This is a genomic window from Parapedobacter indicus, from assembly GCF_900113765.1.
GTDB lineage: Bacteria > Bacteroidota > Bacteroidia > Sphingobacteriales > Sphingobacteriaceae > Parapedobacter > Parapedobacter indicus.
On sequence record NZ_FOQO01000007.1, the window covers coordinates 232799 to 250104 of the forward strand.

Genomic DNA, 17306 nt, shown 5'->3' on the forward strand with positions numbered 1-17306 from the left:
CCGTATGCAAAAATTGTTCCAACATCCTTTTGATGTTGCCATGTAGGGATAATTGCCGCTTCCTTATTCGAAATAATTCAAGGTTTTGAAACCACCAGCTTTAAGATATTCATCTTTACGCATGAGCTGTAAATCCGATTGTATCATATCTTGTACCAGCGCATTCAGCGTATATTTAGGTTGCCAACCTAGTCTTTGTCGGGCCTTGGTAGCGTCGCCGATCAGCAAATCCACTTCAGTAGGGCGATAATATGCAGGATCTACTTTGACGACCGTTTGTCCAAACTTAACAGCTGATGGATTGATGGACCATTCCGCGAGCCGATTTTCATCCACATCAATAATTACTCCCTTCTCACGGTCTCCTTTCCCGCTGAACTCCACTTCAATACCTAACTCTGCAAAACTCATCTTTACGAAATCACGTACCGTTGTTGTAATTCCCGTTGCAACAACGTAATCTTCAGCTGTTTCCTGCTGCAACATCAGCCACATGGCTTCTACATAATCCTTTGCATGCCCCCAGTCGCGTTGTGCGGAAAGGTTTCCCAGAAATAATTTGTCCTGCAGTCCCAACGCAATCCGTGCGACGGCCCGTGTGATTTTACGTGTTACAAATGTCTCTCCTCGGATTGGACTTTCATGGTTGAACAATATTCCATTACACGCAAAGAGATTATATGCTTCGCGGTAATTGATCGTAATCCAGTATGCATACAGTTTGGCCACCGCATACGGGCTACGCGGATAAAAGGGAGTTTTCTCGTGTTGAGGCACTTCCTGAACGAGCCCGTAGAGCTCAGATGTTGCAGCTTGATAAAAACGGCATTTTTGGCCTAAACCCAGCAATCTAATGGCTTCCAGTATCCGGAGTGCTCCCAATCCGTCGGCATTTGCGGTATATTCAGGAGTATCAAAACTCACCTTTACATGACTTTGCGCAGCGAGGTTATAAATTTCGTCCGGTTGCGTCTCTTGAACAATTCGGATGAGATTAGTGGCATCGGTGAGGTCGCCATAATGCAAGGTAAAATGACGATTGGGCTCATGCGGATCCTGATACAAATGGTCAATCCGATCTGTGTTGAACAGTGAACTGCGCCGTTTCAAGCCATGCACCCGATATCCTTTCTTCAGCAGAAATTCGGCTAAATATGCCCCGTCCTGTCCGGTTATCCCTGTAATCAACGCCGTCTTTGCCATTTCTTTAGCTATGTTTCTTCAAAACCGACTTTAGCAGATACTGTCCGTATCCACTTTTTAATAAGGGTTCAGCAATTGTTTCCAATTGTGAACCGTCGATATACCCCATACGGTAAGCAACTTCTTCAATACAGCCAATTTTTAATCCTTGCCGTTCTTCGATGACTTGTACAAATTGACCTGCCTGCATTAGGGAGGTAAAGGTGCCCGTATCCAGCCAAGCCGTGCCTCGGCTAAAGACACCTACCTTTAGCCGCTCCTGTTCCAGATACACCCTATTGACGTCTGTAATTTCATATTCACCCCGGGCCGAAGGCTGTATATTCTTGGCAATCTCAACGACCGAATTGTCATAAAAATACAGTCCCGGCACTGCATAGTTGGACTTAGGACTCAACGGCTTTTCTTCAATGGAAACGACATTGCGTTGTACATCGAATTCGACTACGCCATAACGTTCGGGGTCAGAGACGGGATACGCAAATACCACACCTCCCCCATCGGGCAGGTTTGCACTTTGCTGCAACAAACGCGACAATCCCTCACCATGAAATATGTTGTCTCCCAGTATTAATGCAACGTGGTCATTACCAACAAATGCTTCTCCAATTACAAAAGCCTGTGCCAGTCCATTCGGCACCTCCTGCACGGCGTATGAAAAAGAGCAGCCCAATTGCGAACCGTCTCCCAATAATTTCTGAAACGCAGGCAGGTCGTGGGGTGTAGAAATAATCAACACCTCCCGGATTCCTGACAGCATCAGAGTCGATAAGGGGTAATAAATCATGGGCTTATCATACACGGGCATCAATTGCTTACTTACCGCCAGTGTCAATGGATGTAAACGTGTACCTGAGCCTCCAGCCAGAATAATACCTTTCATCAGCTATAAGTTTGTTTTAAATGGTCTAATAAAACCTGCACTTTCATCGCACTACCGCCTCCCAGCGATGACGAAGCTTGTGTGAGTCTTCGCTTTCGCCGGTTTCATCATTTTTTGCGCCAGACGCTGACATAGCAGGTTTTACTGTTGTTGCACTTTATTTGTAACGTGCCAAAAGTATTAAATTTTATGCATTAAATGGATACGTATTGGTTTAGTCGATGAAAAACTTCGTGGATGTACGATGCACTGCTTATCTATATGGACATCCACGAAGTCGTAGTTTCAATTAATTAGCTGCTTTTACGGTAAAAGGTACCGAATAAGGCCCCCAAAGAAGTGTAACCGTACCATTTTTGTCAGCCTGGATGGTAAACTGCTCAACAGATTGACCACTGTCACTGCCTGCGGCGACAACACGGAGCGCATCTTGAGCTTCGTCGTACTTAGTACCCCACTGATCCCACACTTTATTGAAAATTAGGGTCGTGTTTTGTTCGGTAGGGATGGAATATAGGCTATATTTTCCGGCGGAGAGCGGCTTCCCTTGAACCAACACATTTTTATTGACTTCAAACGTAGTGGCTTCATTTGCACCTGTTCGCCACACTTTACCAAAGGGCGCGATGTCTACACCGATTTTGCGTCCTTTTAAGGAAGGTTTACTGTAATGGATGTCTATCGTAACTCCATCGGTTGTCGTTACGGTAGTGCGATCGGGGGGGCTAGCCCGTTTACTTTTATCCTGTTGGGCAAATGACAGTGCAGACAGGGCCAATACAAACACGAAAGATAATGTAATTGCTTTCATTTGAATATAATTTATGTTTACAATGTATCATTGAAGCCGTTCGAAATTAAAAACCAGGTAGCCCGTAGCACCGTCCAGATCCAAAGGCATCCGCAGCACAAGTTGTTCGGCATCTGCATAGGAAAGATCCAGTCTATAACCGGCTGTAACATTGCTCGGTTTATCTCCGGGATATATTTTTTTGAACTGAAATTGCGGTTGCCCATTGTCCCGCCCCGGATTGTAAATCGACCACACGATGTTCCGTACAGCACCGGGGGCACAAAGTGTTCCTTCCGCATCAAACGTGATACTTCCCTTACCATTATTCGGCAAGTTCCAAACACTGCCGACAAAACACTCCGCAGGCGCTTCTTCAAATACCGATTTCACAGAATATGCCGAAGGGAAGTTTTCCTTATCAACGGAATGCAAGACCCATTGACCCTTTACCCCGTTTTTCCACGCAGATGCTGATGGCCCTCCCGCAACGGATCCCTGCTGGGAGGAACAAGACGTCGAAAACATAACCGAAGACAAGAGTACTGTGAGTAGAAATAATGAGCGATTCATAGTATCGTAAAAATCTATTTGATTGGAATTGTATTTTTGTACCGTAAAGGTAACAGATTCCATTGTAAAAATAACTATTCAATATGACAATCCCGTCCAAAAACCATACCATCAGCAAATTTGTTGCAAAATTGCTCGTCCGGCTTTTCATGCTGCTGTTGCTATTTGCATTTGCTCCGGCTATCCTTGAAACCAAAATAGCCCGGCCACTAAGTTCAACATTTGTCTATATTCAGAATAAGTGGGCATTCATATTTCCCGGTATCCTTTTTCTGAGTTTTCTGATACTGCTCATCCTCACACTTCGTCACAAATATCAAAAAACTGACCTGAACTGGATGCTGTCGTTGAATACCGGCTTACTGATTGTCTATGTGGTTATGCTGTATGCCAAACTTTATCCGCTCATCTTCGGTTAAGCCCCTTGCAATACTCTTAACGTTTTTTATACCTTTGAGGCTTCACCGGCATACTATGGATAAAAAGAGGCTGTGGAATATTTTAAAAACGATAGGTAAACTTTGCTTCACAGCAGCCGCGTTATATTGGGTATTCCAGAAGGTAAATATAAGCGATCTAAAGGAGGCGTTGATCGATTCCCATCCCCTATTCCTTGCGTTGGCATTTTTAGCTTATACCTGTTCAATCTTAATCGCTTCTTCGCGTTTAAACGGATTTTTCAAGGCGATGGGATTAATCCTTTCTGAGCGCTATAATTTCAAGTTGTATCTCTTGGGATCGTGCTATAATCTTTTTCTGCCGGGAGGAGTTGGCGGCGACGGGTACAAAATCTACTTTTTACGACGTAAATTTAAGGTAAAAGGCAGACAGTTGTTATCTGCCGTTTTTTTCGACCGCCTCAGTGGGCTTTGGGCACTCTGCCTGATTACCGCCGCATTGGTGATCTTTATCCCCCGGCTGCAAATACCGAACGAAGTGCCGATCGTCGCAGTCGCATTGGGTACGGTGGCTTATTATGCGGTCTTAAAGCGATATTTCCCGACCTACAGCAAACATTTTTTTCTAACCCATCTGAAAGCCCTCGGTGTACAATCCATGCAGGTCATTGCTGCTATCTTAATTTTGTATGCACTTCGCTTTGACGGCAAGTTTTCACCCTATTTACTCATGTTTTTACTTTCGTCATTGGTCGCGGTCATTCCTTTTTCTGCGGGCGGGCTGGGCCTACGCGAAGTAGGAAATATGTACGGTGCACAGTTTTTTGCACTGGATCCGCATTTAGCGGTATTGATCAGCTTGCTCTTTTATTTTATATCTGCAGCGCTTGCTATCACCGGCTCATATTTTATTTTCCGGCCGCAAGGCTTGGGTGAAGACAGACTGCCAACCACAGCGGAAGCGGAGATGAATGAGGAAGACGAGGAAAATGAATAAAACAGACTGTTATGGCAAATATTGTAATTACCGGAGCAAGCAATGGTATTGGCTTTGAAACGGCATTGGCATTAGCGAAACAGGGAAACAATGTGCTGGCGATTGCCCGTAACGGCAATCGGCTCTCCAAACTCCAATCCGTTGGCACAAACGAAGCATCCACACAAAAAATCCAGGCGCTCTCGTTTGATATCGTAAATGGGGACTACAGACAGGCGCTTATCCCGTTGATCACAGAAAAATTTGGACAAATTCATGCACTTATCAACAATGCTGGCACGTTAGTTAATAAACCTTTTGCCGAAACATCCGCAACTGATTTTCTGGCAATGACACAAAGCAACCTGATAGGGCATGTTCAAATCATTCAGCATCTTTTGCCCTATCTGGCTGCCAATAGCCATATTGTCAACATTGGAAGCATGGGCGGTTTCCAGGGAAGCGTTAAGTTTCCGGGACTGGCTGCCTATTCGGCCAGCAAAGCTGCATTACACGCCTTGACTGAGTGCTTAGCGTTGGAATTCAAAGACATGGATATTAAAATAAATTGCCTAGCTTTGGGTTCGGCACAAACAGAAATGCTGGAAAAAGCGTTCCCCGGATACAAGTCACCGGTAACCGCTTCCGAAATGGGCCAGTACATCGCCCATTTTGCCTTAACGGGCCACCAGTTCTTCAACGGAAAAATATTACCTGTAGCGGTCACGACGCCATAAAAAGAATAAAATCAAAAAGTACGGAACTATGAACACGCCAAACTTGCGATCGGTATCCCTACTCCTATTCATCGTAACAGCCACATTTTCATGCCGAAATGAATCCAGCGAAAAAAAGGAGTCGCCCTCCCATAAGGAAATGGCCGAGGAAATTGCTGAAGACATGGAGGCGCCACTGCCCGCCCTACCCTACCTCGCGGTTTTCGATAAGCAAACTGAACAATTAACCGCCCAAAAAAACACAGATTTCAGCGTCACTTCACTGAACGCCGATGCCCTTACGCAGGCGTTGGTTGCCAACTACCCCGAAATTATCCCGAAAATCGAGCGGACTTCCAACGACACGCTTTACCTACGCATAGCCGATGCTCAGTATCTTACTCAACAGATGGGGTCATCGGGAGCACAGATGTATTTAATGGAAGCCACCTACGCATATACCGAGTTGCCCAACATTCATGTCGTCCATTTCTCCTTTGCAGAAGGGGACCACGCCTTGCCCGGCAATTATAAGCGTGATAGCTTTAACCCATAAATCGGATAGCCGTTCTTAACAGAAATGGCGTTTGCTAAACTGTTGATTAATCATATCTTTGCAGTTTTTTAACGCACACGTTTAGTGGACAACGATACATGAGAAAACTTTTCGGTTATATTCTTTCGCCCATTTTTTATTTACTTTTCGGTATCATCATCACGGTATTTCATCCCATACAATGGCTTTGCCTAAAATTGGGAGGGTACCAAGGCCATAAAACATGTGTGGATGTACTTAACGGATTTCTACTCTGCACCTATTACGCCCTGGGAAATACGATCAAATTTACCAACAAGCAGCACCTACCTACTGACCGGCCCATTCTGTTTGTGGCAAACCACCAAAGCATGTACGACATCCCCCCACTGATCTTTTTCCTACGCAAACATCACGGTAAGTTTATTTCCAAAATTGAGCTTGCCAAGGGCATACCGAGCATATCATTTAATCTACGTCACGGCGGTGCTGCCAATATCAACCGTAAAGACCCCAAACAATCAATTGCCGAAATTCTCAAACTAGCAAATAACATGAAATCCAAAAACTGGTCGGCATTCATTTTTCCGGAGGGGACCCGTGCGAGGACTGGAAGTATCAAACCTTTTAACGTGGGGGGAATAGCGACCATACTGAAGAAAGTATCCAATGTATTGGTTGTACCCATTGCCATAAACAACTCGTGGCAGATGGTTCGGTATGGCTTTTTTCCACTTAATACTTTTACCAGGATGAGATGGGAGGTTCTTTCCCCCATTGAACCAGCGGGGCTAAACCCCGAAGAAGTGGTTGCTCAGGCGGAAGCCCAGATCCGGGAAAAAATCAGTTGACCCGTCGGCCTTTCCATTGATATTTCCCGATGTTGCCCGCAATACCGATGTATACCATATATAGCACGTGTACAACTGTCAATACGGGCAGATACACCAGCAACTCCATCCGCTTGGCAAACCTGCAAAGTGGATAAAGAAAAATAAACTCAATAAGGAATTTCAGTGAAATTGCTACAGCGAATACCGGCCACAGCACCTGATAACATGTAAATGCAGCTATTCCGCTTATTAATAGCAGCACATTGAAAAACCAGATAGAAATCCCCAATGCAACGATCCCCCGATTTTTATAATGCGTACTTTTGGATGCCCAGCGTCTCCGCTGGTTGATGAACCCACGAAGATTTCTTTTGGCATCGGTATAGACAATCGCATCCCTTGATTTGCAAAACCCAATTTTGTTCGGATAGCTGGCGGCCACTTTATGGAGAAACAATTCGTCGTCGCCGGAAGCGAGGTGATCAATCCCATTGAATCCCCCCATTTCGTAAAATACATCCCGCCGATAGATGAGATTGGCACCGTTGCAGGTAGACGGATACCGGTTTCCGATACCAGCCGCTCCCAATCCAATGAGATACAGGAACTCAAGCGTCTGCAATTCCTCGAAAAAGCTCCGTTGCTGTGAATAAACTACAGGGGCGGATAGGAGAAAATAGTCGTATTGTTCCATGCAGGTAACCACCGTGGTCAACCAATCGCTTCCCATCCTGCAGTCGGCATCCGTGGTAATCATCAGTTGACCAGTAGCTTCGGCAATCGCCATCGATATGGCTTTCTTTTTATAGGAATTCAGGGGTTCCGATTCATTGAGTGTTAAGAGCTTTACACCTTGCCCGGAGAGAGATTGCACAATAGCCGATGTTCCATCTGTGGAGTGATCATCAACTACAATAATTTCCAGGAGTTCTTTCGGGAAGTCCTGAGCCAAAATATCTGAAAGCGTGCGACCTATATTTACTTCTTCATTTCGTGCAGCGATTAGCACACTGACCTTTGTTGTAGGCTTTTTCCCCCTCCGTGAAAAGCTGGGCAAGGCCCTCCAGCCTCTACACATGTAACCCACAAGCAATAGATAAACACCGGCGAAGATCACCAATGCCATGCTAATCAACTGAATCGCCAAAGAAATTAATTTTTAAGACAAACACTGAACCTAAAATGGCGGGCAATATAAGATTTATAAACCAAATACAGGATGCGATTGCCATCACCGCAATATCCTGATCGGTAATGTGTCCATACAAATAACTCGCCGTAACACTGCGGACACCAAAATCAAATAGATCAAGTGTAGGTAAAGCCGCCTGAACAAAAAACAGAATAAATATCAGCAGCAACATTGGCATAAAATCGATGTCAGGAATCAAGACCAACATCAGTATACAATACTGAGAAGTAAATACGGCAAATCTGGCTAGTGAGTTTAAAAAAACAAGCAGTAACTCGCTGCGGCTATATCGAGTGAGTATCTCAAAAAAGCGATGGAACTTCCGCAGAAATTCGATTCGCTTTATCCAACTGTCAATCCACTTTACGTTAAAATAAAGTATCAAAAAAAAGCCGGCATATACCACAGCTAAGAACCACAGCGCCCCGCCCATCAAGATACCGATATCAAAAAACCGATTGACAAACCAAGCTATGCTAAGCGATCCCGCTACACTTGTCAATACCAACTGCGCGAGTGCACCGACCCCCATTGCTACTACGCCAAAAATACGCTTACGTGGCTTCAGAAAGAGTACCCGTCCGCCAAACTCACCGATGCGATTGGGTGTAAACACGGCCCAGGTTAACCCACAAAACACCGATTGAATCGCTTTCCATAAACTAATCCGTTCGATATACCGGCATAGGTACCGCCATTTTACTGCCTCCAGAAACCAATTGGCGAACATCAGCAAAATGACTACAGACAGGGTAACTACCAAGGTATCCTTTCCTAATCCTTGCATCAAGCGTTCAAACTCCAGCAAGTTTTGGTGGTTGTTGAGCTTGCGGTATAACACCCACGCCACCAACAGAAGAATAGCGACCTTGAGTGCAATACCCAGTATTTTCTTTGTCTTATTGCTCAAACCCGGTGATTTAGCGTGCAATGTTACTAATTTTTATAAGGTAAACCTAAACAAGATGATTTATGGAATTGATCAGTAAAATTCATCTTAATGACAACGGGAGGTACAATACCTTCTTGGATAACATAACGGCCGTTTTGTTTAACTTTTATTCATCAGTTAATTTTTATCGTTATGTTCTATCCAAAATCGGATCTTTTCAGCCAAGATTGGCTGGATGTCATTTTCGAAGGGCGCAACAAGCAATACGGCGCCTATGTACTGCGTAGGGATGCATCGAAGCTAGCAGCTTTTGCTTTACTCATTGCCTCCACTATCTTCATCGTTTCACTGCTTATACCTTTGATCAAAAACAGATTCTTTCCGGATGTCGCCCAGCGCATCGCAGACCCGTTTGAAAAAACACACATCATTGAATTAGCCCCACCTCCACCCATTGACAGATCTATTCCCGAGCCGCCGACTTTGACTCGGCCCGCTCCGCGCGTTAGCCAGGTACGGATGCCACCCCCTAAGGTGGTCGCCGAAAGTCAGGTGACCGAAGAACCCCCTGCTGCTGCCCAGCTTAAATTGGTTGATCCTGGGTCTCAAACCATCGAGGGGAATCCCAATGCAGCCATTCATATTGACATCCCTTCGGGGCCTGGTGAAATCGACGCAGGGATAACAGAGAGCACCGGCGCGGTCGATGAGCCGTTCCAGTCGGTAGAGGTCGAACCTTCATTCCCAGGCGGCATGGCGGCATTTTTAAGGTATGTACAAAAAAATTATCGATATCCCACCCGCGCGGTAGCAGAAGGTGTAAAAGGGAAGGTCATTCTGACCTTCATCGTGGAGCGAGACGGTTCATTGACCGATATCAAAATCATACGGGATTTACAATTCGGTACCGGCGAAGAAGCGGTGCGCTTACTCAAAGCATCGCCAAAATGGAGTCCCGGCATCCAAAATGGCCGGGAAGTACGCGTGGCTTATACACTTCCCATCAGCCTTGATATCAGCCGCTGAACACGAAAAAACAACATCGATCATCAGCGGATTCGCTAAATTGCGAATCCGCTGATTCGTAAATCTTACCCGAAAACCCTAATTTCGCAGGATGCAAAAGTCGGCGGATTCGGAACGGATTATATTGGGAATTGACCCGGGCACAACTGTATTGGGCTACGGTCTTATCAGGGAAATCGGTAAACAGCTATCCCTGATCAGCCTAGGGGTCATCAAATTGGACCATCTGTCTGACCACGGCCTGAAGCTGCAGCACATTTTTCAAAAAACGACTGCGCTGATTGAACAATATCAGCCAGATTGCATGGCCCTGGAAGCACCTTTTTATGGCAAAAACATCCAGGTAATGCTCAAGCTGGGCCGTGCACAGGGTGTCGCCATGGCCGCTGCGCTAAACCGTGACATCCCTATTTTCGAATATGCCCCGCGGAAAATCAAGCAATCTGTCACCGGTAATGGCAATGCGGGCAAAGAGCAAGTGGCCGCCATGCTTAAAACGTTACTCAAATTTGAAGAGACGCCCCAATTTCTGGATGCTACAGACGGGTTGGCCGTAGCGGTGTGCCACGCATTCCAAAACAATTCACGGGGAGGGGCAGCAAAAAGCTACTCCGGTTGGAAGGACTTTATCAGGGATAACGCAGATCGGCTACGCTAGCCCCTATAATTTCACCTGCCTAATTACATTTTTGACATTTAATTCGATAATGTCTGTCATGGTGCGGCATTTCAGGTACTGGTCGTTTCCGTAATACGCTGCATAGCCTTCCCTAAGCTGCTTCACATTGGCCAGCGTTGACAACTCTTCGGTATTGGAGACGTCGCGCAAGGCGGCAATCCGATGGCGTTCACTGCGTACACGATGTACAATGGACGAGCGCTCTTCTTGCTGGTATTGCGATACGGTCCGTTCGGTTAGGTGCTCCATACACAACTGCACGTACGCTAGGTTATCCTTAAAAAACTGCGGCATGTATATCTTGGGGTTTCCCTCATAGAACTGCTGGTCAAAATCGATTGCCCGGATCCGAAATTGAAAATCATCAAAATCGGGAGTGATCTGCATCACAAAGTTATACGACCGCATATCACCCAGCAAGGTAATGATACACCGTTCGTTGAATTTAACAAACTCCTTAGCAATCCGCTTCGGATTATAATCGGGATTATCCATCAATGAACGAGCAAACACGTCGCCCGGAATACCGACAATATGTTCTTCCACAAGCGTTTGGCCTGCTACGATATAATTTACCGGATTCGGCGAAATAATCTGCTCCAACTCCAATCCGTATATTCTGGATGCGTCGGCCTGCTTTATATAAAAATAATCGTATACATCATTCAACCGGTTGACAATGCGTATCCGGAAGGGATGGGTATTACCGAAGCTACAGTATTCTACCCGATCGATGTACTTATGTTCTACAACCCGTATATTCCCCGATGCCTTGAGTTCCGCGTAAATAATTTTCAATCCGTTATATAAGGTCTCTTGCACATGAGGAGGATATAAGGGCGTTTCCCATAACGTATCCTTTCCATTCTTGTCGATTACCGGAACAGTCTCATAAAAATCTAACAGGTTTGCATAGCCAATAGGCATTCGCGCATCGCGCTGATAAGCACGCAGGTACTTTTGTAGTGCAGGAGATACCCCATAAATGGGCTTTTTGCGGGAGATTTTTACATCATCGGTTTTCATTTTATCAACGACTATTTTTTAAGTAAAGATACATTTTTAAATGGAGCATCTAAAAAATTGAAAATTTCTCATAAATGAACCGGATTTAGTCTATATTTTTGAGAAATTTTCAATAAAAACAGATTATTACTGCAAGCTTGAAATGGAGAAAACTAACTGTATTAAAAAGGAAGAAGCTCCTTTGGGAGAGGAGCTTCTACGCTAACCAATTATAAACCTATATTAAATTGAGGGAGGGCAACTTATTGATCAACATTTTTCACCTTTTCGCTGATCGATTGATACAAAAGTAATAATAATATTGAATTATTAAAGTTTTTTTATAGAAAAAATTGAATTTTTACGTTTTTTTCAATTAATTTTGAGATATATTGAAATAAATATCATTTTTTATGGAAAAGAAGTTCGAAAATTTAGATCTTGACAACTTGGATATACAAATTTTATCCATTTTAATGAACGATGCATCAATACCTTATACAGAAATAGCAAAAAAATTAATAGTTTCTGGCGGAACAATACACGTCAGAATGAAAAAGATGGAAGAATTAGGGATAATAAAAGGATCAAACCTCACAATCAACCCTCAAAAAGTCGGATTTGACATTACAGCATTCCTAGGAATCTATTTGGAGAAAGGATCCCAATACAATAATGCTGTCGAGCAATTAAAACAGGTAAAGGAAGTGGTCGAATTACATTATTGCACGGGCACATATAGTATGTTCGCAAAAATCGTTTGCCGGGATACTACCCATCTTCGCAAAGTCCTGAACGAAGATATTCAGGCAGTGAAGGGCATACAGCGTACAGAGACCATCATCTCATTGGAAGAAAGCATCAAGCGTCAGATCAGTTTGACCTGACAGTACATTACCGTTGAATCGTTCCGTTTAGCCCCACTTTAACAGAAAAAGGGCCACAATACGCATCCAATAGTACCGCCACATATTTACGGGTTGCGATGCGTTTTTCATCGTATTCATCTTCAAAATGAAAACGCCTCTTCCAGTTCTTTTGCACCTGGCCTTCCAGTTCGTTTCCCCGTTGACCGACAAACTTAATATAACTGAACACGTCCGCCAACGTCAATGTATCGACATCGGCATGGTCAATAAACCATATCTGGCTTCTCGAAAAAAGCTGATTCAGGACCGGTTTGATTTCAGCTGCCGTTACTGCATTATCGACATCAAAATAAACACGACCGTCCTCGTCGGCTCTGCCAGCCAGCATTCCCGTGGCACCAATCCGTTGAACGGCCAAAAAATAGGGTTCTTCTATCGTTATATCGCTAAATGGCATCAATCTGGCGCCGTATTTCAGCAGCTCCCCCTGTATGTCTCGCACATCCACCTTATCAGAGGTCGTTTTAAAAAAAGCAACATACGCCGCCGCCGCCCCTACAGCCTGCCCAACATGCATCAATAAAGGAATATCTTTCTCATCGCTCGTAAGCAAATGCTGAACGACAGGTGTTCGTTGGGTCAAAAACAAATTACTATCATCGCCCGGTATCAATCCCGATAACGGTAATGTAAATGCTTGACCACCCAAATCACCCACTGCCACCCCTGTACGAAAGAGATCACCGGAATTCGCAGATCGGAAATACGCGTCTGGCACGACCTCCCGGGTAGTAATGCTGTCGGCAGTTCCTCCGGCCAACTGATACAGATAAGCGTCCTTCGAAGCATCGACTACGGCCCTAACTTTAAAACTGCGCCTGTCTTCCAGCTCAATGCGCCAATCTTTTCCTGATTTCTTTATGGAGCGGACTTGTCCTTGTTCAACAACAGTCAGGTTTTTGGCGGCCTTCAACACACTGTCAACCACATTCTGCACGATCCTCGGATTGATCCGCCGCTTGGCAATGGCTGATAACGAGTCGCTGGGCTTATCATGCCGTAGTGTCTTTGCCAACAGGTTGGCCCAAATACCTGCATCCAATCCTGTATTCGAAGCAATGGAAATGATCTCTGAGGTCAATTCTGGCATCAATTTATCCCCGTTAACCACCCAAACGGTATTCAAGTTTGACCAAGAAGACTGGACTGCGGCAGCATAAGCATCCACTCCATACCCGTACACCAATACCTGAGGACGTTTTTTCTGCGCAAGGCCCACCAATGGCAAGATCAGGAACAGACAAAAAGACAAACGTAATTTGTTAGTATGCATAGCTTTGATTCATGAAGACGTAAATTTAGACATAAATGCTTCAGTAAGGTTTATTTTTTGATCAAAACTAATAATTACCTTTGCGGTATGTTAAATGACGAAAAATCACTCAATTTCATCGAGGAAATCATCGAGGAAGATATCCGTAACGAAAAACACGCCGGAAAGGTGCTAACGCGCTTTCCGCCGGAACCCAATGGTTACCTGCACATCGGACATGCCAAATCAATCGTCCTTAACTTCGGGTTAGCTCAAAAATACAACGGCCGAACCAACCTGCGATTTGACGACACCAATCCCGTCACCGAAGAAACGGAATATGTAGAAAGCATCAAAAACGACATCAAATGGCTTGGCTTTCGATGGGCAGAAGAGCTCTATACTTCCGATTATTTCGAAACCTTGTATGCATTTGCGGTGAAGCTTATCGAAAAGGGGCTTGCCTATGTAGATGACAGTTCGTCGGAAGAAATCGCCGCATTTAAAGGCACCCCTACAGAACCCGGTAAACCCACCCCCTATCGCGACCGGAGCGTGGCGGAAAACCTCCGGCTGTTTGCGGAAATGCGCGACGGAAAGTATCCCGACGGAGACAAAGTGTTGCGAGCCAAAATTGATTTGGCCAGCCCTAACATGCACCTTCGCGACCCCCTGCTGTACCGCATCAAACACGCACACCATCACCGTACCGGCAACAAGTGGCGCATCTATCCCATGTATGATTTTGCGCATGGACAAAGTGATTCGATCGAAAATATTACGCATTCCATCTGCACATTGGAATTCGTACCGCACCGCCCTTTATATGACTGGTTGATCGACCAATTGGAAATTTTCCCTTCCAAACAATACGAGTTCGCCCGCCTCAACCTCAATTACACGGTGATGAGCAAGCGGAAACTGCTCCAATTGGTTAACGAAAAATATGTAGACGGCTGGGATGACCCCCGCATGCCCACAATCAGCGGACTGCGCAGACGGGGATATACGCCTGCCAGCATCCGCAATTTCTGCGAACGCATTGGCGTGGCTAAACGCGAAAACATCATTGATGTAGGGCTATTGGAGTTTTGCATCCGGGAAGATCTGAACCAAACGGCATGGCGACGCATGGCCGTGCTTGATCCGGTCAAGCTGGTGATCACCAACTATCCGGCAGGGCAAACGGAAACGTTAACTGGCGAAAACAACCCGGAGGCTGAGGGAGGAGAAGGAGAACGCAGCATACCGTTCAGTAGCGAGCTATGGATCGAGCGGGAAGATTTCATGGAGAATCCCCCAAAGAAATTTTTCAGGCTTGCTCCCGGCCTGATGGTAAGGCTCAAACACGCCTATATTATCAAGTGTGAAGACGTTGTAAAAGACGCCGCGGGAAACATAACCGAAATCCACTGCACCTATCTACCCGAATCCAAAAGCGGCGAGGATACCAGCGGGATCAAAGTAAAAGGCACCATCCACTGGGTGAGTGTGCCCCACGCAAAAACCGTAGAAGTAAGGCTGTATGACCGGCTCTTCAACGTAGAAAATCCAGCCGCGGAAACCGATTTTAAGTCGACCATTAATCCCGACAGCCTGCAAATCATCAAAAATGCGTATGCAGAACCCGATTTGCTCCATGCCGTTCCGGGCAAGGGCTACCAGTTTATCCGCAAGGGGTATTTTACATTGGATAGTAAAACCACTACCGCCGATAAGTTGGTATTTAACCGAACGGTAACGCTCCGGGATACCTGGGCAAAGGAACTGCGTAAAGAATAAAGAAATAATGAGGGCTAGAAAACGGCTTGAATAATACGTTTCGTAGGCTTGGGATTACCCATGGTATAAAAATGCAATACCGGTGCTCCCATGGCCTTGAGTTCCTTGCATTGCTCGATCATCCATTCGACACCTACCTCACGGACGTCATGCTCAGATTTGCATGCCTGCACGGCTTCACTGAGCTCAAGCGGAATATCCAGATGGAATGTTTTGGGCAGGCTAACCAGTTGTTTACTGTTAGTCAGCGGTTTTAATCCGGGAATAATCGGAATATGTATACCGTTTTCCCTACACCGATCCACAAAGGCTTTATACTTACTGTTATCGAAAAACATCTGTGTGACGATGAAGTCAGCTCCCAGATCAGCCTTCATTTTTAAATACTGAAAATCCGTACTCAGGTTCGGCGACTCAAAATGTTTCTCGGGATATCCTGCCACGCCGATACAAAAGTCTGTCTTTTCGGAATTTTCCATATCTTCATGCAGATACCTTCCGTTATTCATGTTAACCACATGCTGGAGCAGGTCGGAAGCATATGCATGTCCACCCGGTGTAGGAATAAAGGAACTGTCACTTTTCCGCGCGTCGCCACGTAGCACCAACACATTATCAATCCCCAGGAACTGTAAGTCGATCAGTGCATTTTCCGTCTCATCCTTGGTAAAACCGCCACAGATCAGATGTGGCACCGCATCCACTTTATACTTGTTTATGATGGCGGCACAGGTTGCCACTGTACTGGGACGTTTCCGATAGGCGACCTTCTCCAGCAACCCATTGGGATGTTGTTTATAGATGTAGTCTTCGCGCAGGTACGTGACGTCGATGAAAGGCGGATTGAATTCCATCAGGGGGTCAATCGCATCAAAGATGGACTGAATACTCTGACCTTTTATAGGGGGCAAGATCTCAAACGAATATAACGTTTTGCCCTTTGCGTTCTTAATGTGTTCCGTTACTTTCATTTCATTGAGCCTGACTAAGCAGCCGCCAAACTTAGACAAATTATTGATATTGGACAATATTCTTTTTGCATCAATCAGATCGCTCCGCTGAGTCCACTTTTATATGTAAAGCGAATTATTCTTGATTGTTTATCACGAATACACATCCACCAATCCGTCCGGTAAGTTTACCTGCAACAGGCGTTTTTCCTGATCAACCAAAACGATCAGTTCATCATTTAATGGAAACATCAGTTCACCATTCTTATAGTCGACTGCGGCGATATATTGTTGGGGATATTCGTGTACTTCGACGATTTCACCTAGTTCACCGTGGAGTGAATCAACTACCGTAAACCCTTTCAGGTCGGTCATCCGAAAATCGTCGGGGCCGCGTTCGGGCAGCTTATCGTTAGGTAGGTATACTTTCTTACGAACAAGAGGCTGGGCCTTATCGATGTGATCAATATCTTCCAGGAATAGATAAGCCGTACGATTGGCTTGGATTTTTAGGCTATCTACAAAGAACGGAACAAGTTTCCGGTCGATTTCCAAAAAAAGCACATCCAATTGCAGCGCTTCGTAATCTTCAAACTCAAAAAACAGCTGCACTTCCCCTTTAAGCCCCCGGGTTTTGCTGATATAACCGATATAAAAACTCTCTGTCAATTCCATCCAATAGGTAGTTTCGA

General features: G+C 45.2%; 19 protein-coding genes. 9 read left to right on the plus strand and 10 right to left on the minus strand.

The window, feature by feature from the left end; all coding sequences use genetic code 11:
* Positions 1-63: 63 nt before the first annotated feature.
* From gmd to BMZ56_RS15520, 4 genes are all read right to left on the minus strand, one after another.
* Positions 64-1203 (minus strand): GDP-mannose 4,6-dehydratase, encoded by a 1140-nt coding sequence (gene gmd / locus BMZ56_RS15505; RefSeq protein ID WP_090628230.1) that lies wholly within the window; start codon positions 1201-1203, stop codon positions 64-66.
* A 4-nt stretch (positions 1204-1207) separates the two neighbouring features.
* Positions 1208-2086 carry a glucose-1-phosphate thymidylyltransferase RfbA gene (gene rfbA / locus BMZ56_RS15510; protein WP_090628232.1) on the minus strand — a complete coding sequence of 293 codons (879 nt, stop codon included), beginning with the start codon at positions 2084-2086 and terminating at the stop codon, positions 1208-1210.
* Positions 2087-2375: 289 nt separating this feature from the next.
* Positions 2376-2897 carry a DUF2911 domain-containing protein gene (locus BMZ56_RS15515; RefSeq protein ID WP_090628233.1) on the minus strand — a complete coding sequence of 174 codons (522 nt, stop codon included), beginning with the start codon at positions 2895-2897 and terminating at the stop codon, positions 2376-2378.
* Positions 2898-2924: 27 nt separating this feature from the next.
* Positions 2925-3449, minus strand: coding sequence for a hypothetical protein (locus tag BMZ56_RS15520; RefSeq protein WP_090628464.1), 525 nt, complete (start codon positions 3447-3449; stop codon positions 2925-2927).
* A gap of 83 nt (positions 3450-3532) precedes the next feature.
* On the opposite strand from BMZ56_RS15520, the gene BMZ56_RS15525 reads away from it, so the two are divergent.
* The 5 genes from BMZ56_RS15525 to BMZ56_RS15545 all read left to right on the plus strand — a co-directional run bounded on the left by BMZ56_RS15525 (position 3533) and on the right by BMZ56_RS15545 (position 6925).
* Positions 3533-3868: a hypothetical protein gene (locus BMZ56_RS15525; protein WP_090628235.1), complete on the plus strand. Its 336-nt coding sequence runs from the start codon at positions 3533-3535 to the stop codon at positions 3866-3868.
* A gap of 55 nt (positions 3869-3923) precedes the next feature.
* Positions 3924-4844 (plus strand): lysylphosphatidylglycerol synthase transmembrane domain-containing protein, encoded by a 921-nt coding sequence (locus tag BMZ56_RS15530; protein ID WP_090628237.1) that lies wholly within the window; start codon positions 3924-3926, stop codon positions 4842-4844.
* Positions 4845-4855: 11 nt separating this feature from the next.
* Entirely contained in the window at positions 4856-5560 is a 705-nt protein-coding gene (locus tag BMZ56_RS15535; protein ID WP_090628238.1) for an SDR family NAD(P)-dependent oxidoreductase, read from the plus strand.
* 28 nt (positions 5561-5588) lie between these two features.
* Positions 5589-6095 (plus strand): hypothetical protein, encoded by a 507-nt coding sequence (locus BMZ56_RS15540; protein ID WP_090628240.1) that lies wholly within the window; start codon positions 5589-5591, stop codon positions 6093-6095.
* A 98-nt stretch (positions 6096-6193) separates the two neighbouring features.
* Entirely contained in the window at positions 6194-6925 is a 732-nt protein-coding gene (locus BMZ56_RS15545) for a lysophospholipid acyltransferase family protein (RefSeq protein ID WP_090628242.1), read from the plus strand.
* Here the strand turns inward: BMZ56_RS15545 and BMZ56_RS15550 are convergent.
* Both BMZ56_RS15550 and BMZ56_RS15555 read right to left on the minus strand, forming a co-directional pair.
* Positions 6918-8054 carry a glycosyltransferase family 2 protein gene (locus BMZ56_RS15550; protein ID WP_317048196.1) on the minus strand — a complete coding sequence of 379 codons (1137 nt, stop codon included), beginning with the start codon at positions 8052-8054 and terminating at the stop codon, positions 6918-6920. The two genes, BMZ56_RS15545 and BMZ56_RS15550, sit on opposite strands and share 8 nt — an antisense overlap.
* Complete coding sequence (locus tag BMZ56_RS15555; RefSeq protein WP_090628243.1) at positions 8035-9009, minus strand: lysylphosphatidylglycerol synthase domain-containing protein; 975 nt, start codon at positions 9007-9009, stop codon at positions 8035-8037. The genes BMZ56_RS15550 and BMZ56_RS15555 overlap by 20 nt, the downstream gene beginning before the upstream one ends.
* A gap of 174 nt (positions 9010-9183) precedes the next feature.
* On the opposite strand from BMZ56_RS15555, the gene BMZ56_RS15560 reads away from it, so the two are divergent.
* Positions 9184-10017: an energy transducer TonB gene (locus BMZ56_RS15560; RefSeq protein ID WP_090628245.1), complete on the plus strand. Its 834-nt coding sequence runs from the start codon at positions 9184-9186 to the stop codon at positions 10015-10017.
* Between the two features lie 91 nt (positions 10018-10108).
* Complete coding sequence (ruvC, locus tag BMZ56_RS15565) at positions 10109-10675, plus strand: crossover junction endodeoxyribonuclease RuvC (protein ID WP_090628247.1); 567 nt, start codon at positions 10109-10111, stop codon at positions 10673-10675.
* Positions 10676-10678: 3 nt separating this feature from the next.
* Here the strand turns inward: ruvC and BMZ56_RS15570 are convergent, their stop codons facing one another.
* A complete protein-coding gene (locus tag BMZ56_RS15570; RefSeq protein ID WP_090628249.1) occupies positions 10679-11722 on the minus strand; it encodes a hypothetical protein in 1044 nt (347 codons plus the stop codon).
* Between the two features lie 392 nt (positions 11723-12114).
* On the opposite strand from BMZ56_RS15570, the gene BMZ56_RS15575 reads away from it, so the two are divergent.
* Positions 12115-12588: an Lrp/AsnC ligand binding domain-containing protein gene (locus BMZ56_RS15575; protein ID WP_090628251.1), complete on the plus strand. Its 474-nt coding sequence runs from the start codon at positions 12115-12117 to the stop codon at positions 12586-12588.
* Between the two features lie 7 nt (positions 12589-12595).
* On the opposite strand, the gene BMZ56_RS15580 is transcribed toward BMZ56_RS15575, so the two are convergent.
* A complete protein-coding gene (locus BMZ56_RS15580; protein ID WP_090628252.1) occupies positions 12596-13903 on the minus strand; it encodes an FAD-dependent oxidoreductase in 1308 nt (435 codons plus the stop codon).
* Between the two features lie 87 nt (positions 13904-13990).
* Here BMZ56_RS15580 and BMZ56_RS15585 point away from each other — a divergent pair, with 87 nt between their 5' ends.
* Positions 13991-15664 carry a glutamine--tRNA ligase/YqeY domain fusion protein gene (locus tag BMZ56_RS15585; RefSeq protein ID WP_090628254.1) on the plus strand — a complete coding sequence of 558 codons (1674 nt, stop codon included), beginning with the start codon at positions 13991-13993 and terminating at the stop codon, positions 15662-15664.
* A 14-nt stretch (positions 15665-15678) separates the two neighbouring features.
* Here the strand turns inward: BMZ56_RS15585 and BMZ56_RS15590 are convergent, their stop codons facing one another.
* A complete protein-coding gene (locus tag BMZ56_RS15590) occupies positions 15679-16635 on the minus strand; it encodes a methylenetetrahydrofolate reductase (RefSeq protein ID WP_090628256.1) in 957 nt (318 codons plus the stop codon).
* 132 nt (positions 16636-16767) lie between these two features.
* The gene (gene rimM, locus BMZ56_RS15595; RefSeq protein ID WP_090628257.1) at positions 16768-17289 is read right to left on the minus strand and encodes a ribosome maturation factor RimM; all 522 of its coding nucleotides are present in this window, start codon (positions 17287-17289) and stop codon (positions 16768-16770) included.
* Between the last annotated feature and the right edge of the window lie 17 nt (positions 17290-17306).

What these genes read in the sequence shown, in the direction of transcription:
- BMZ56_RS15585 (WP_090628254.1), top strand. Translation starts at nt 13,991, where the DNA reads ATGTTAAATGACGAAAAATCACTCAATTTCATCGAGGAAATCATCGAG.
- BMZ56_RS15515 (WP_090628233.1), bottom strand. Translation starts at nt 2,897, where the DNA reads ATGAAAGCAATTACATTATCTTTCGTGTTTGTATTGGCCCTGTCTGCA.
- BMZ56_RS15540 (WP_090628240.1), top strand. Translation starts at nt 5,589, where the DNA reads ATGAACACGCCAAACTTGCGATCGGTATCCCTACTCCTATTCATCGTA.
- BMZ56_RS15575 (WP_090628251.1), top strand. Translation starts at nt 12,115, where the DNA reads ATGGAAAAGAAGTTCGAAAATTTAGATCTTGACAACTTGGATATACAA.
- gmd (WP_090628230.1), bottom strand. Translation starts at nt 1,203, where the DNA reads ATGGCAAAGACGGCGTTGATTACAGGGATAACCGGACAGGACGGGGCA.
- rimM (WP_090628257.1), bottom strand. Translation starts at nt 17,289, where the DNA reads ATGGAATTGACAGAGAGTTTTTATATCGGTTATATCAGCAAAACCCGG.
- BMZ56_RS15530 (WP_090628237.1), top strand. Translation starts at nt 3,924, where the DNA reads ATGGATAAAAAGAGGCTGTGGAATATTTTAAAAACGATAGGTAAACTT.
- BMZ56_RS15520 (WP_090628464.1), bottom strand. Translation starts at nt 3,449, where the DNA reads ATGAATCGCTCATTATTTCTACTCACAGTACTCTTGTCTTCGGTTATG.
- BMZ56_RS15580 (WP_090628252.1), bottom strand. Translation starts at nt 13,903, where the DNA reads ATGCATACTAACAAATTACGTTTGTCTTTTTGTCTGTTCCTGATCTTG.
- BMZ56_RS15535 (WP_090628238.1), top strand. Translation starts at nt 4,856, where the DNA reads ATGGCAAATATTGTAATTACCGGAGCAAGCAATGGTATTGGCTTTGAA.
- rfbA (WP_090628232.1), bottom strand. Translation starts at nt 2,086, where the DNA reads ATGAAAGGTATTATTCTGGCTGGAGGCTCAGGTACACGTTTACATCCA.
- BMZ56_RS15545 (WP_090628242.1), top strand. Translation starts at nt 6,194, where the DNA reads ATGAGAAAACTTTTCGGTTATATTCTTTCGCCCATTTTTTATTTACTT.
- ruvC (WP_090628247.1), top strand. Translation starts at nt 10,109, where the DNA reads ATGCAAAAGTCGGCGGATTCGGAACGGATTATATTGGGAATTGACCCG.
- BMZ56_RS15525 (WP_090628235.1), top strand. Translation starts at nt 3,533, where the DNA reads ATGACAATCCCGTCCAAAAACCATACCATCAGCAAATTTGTTGCAAAA.
- BMZ56_RS15590 (WP_090628256.1), bottom strand. Translation starts at nt 16,635, where the DNA reads ATGAAAGTAACGGAACACATTAAGAACGCAAAGGGCAAAACGTTATAT.
- BMZ56_RS15560 (WP_090628245.1), top strand. Translation starts at nt 9,184, where the DNA reads ATGTTCTATCCAAAATCGGATCTTTTCAGCCAAGATTGGCTGGATGTC.
- BMZ56_RS15570 (WP_090628249.1), bottom strand. Translation starts at nt 11,722, where the DNA reads ATGAAAACCGATGATGTAAAAATCTCCCGCAAAAAGCCCATTTATGGG.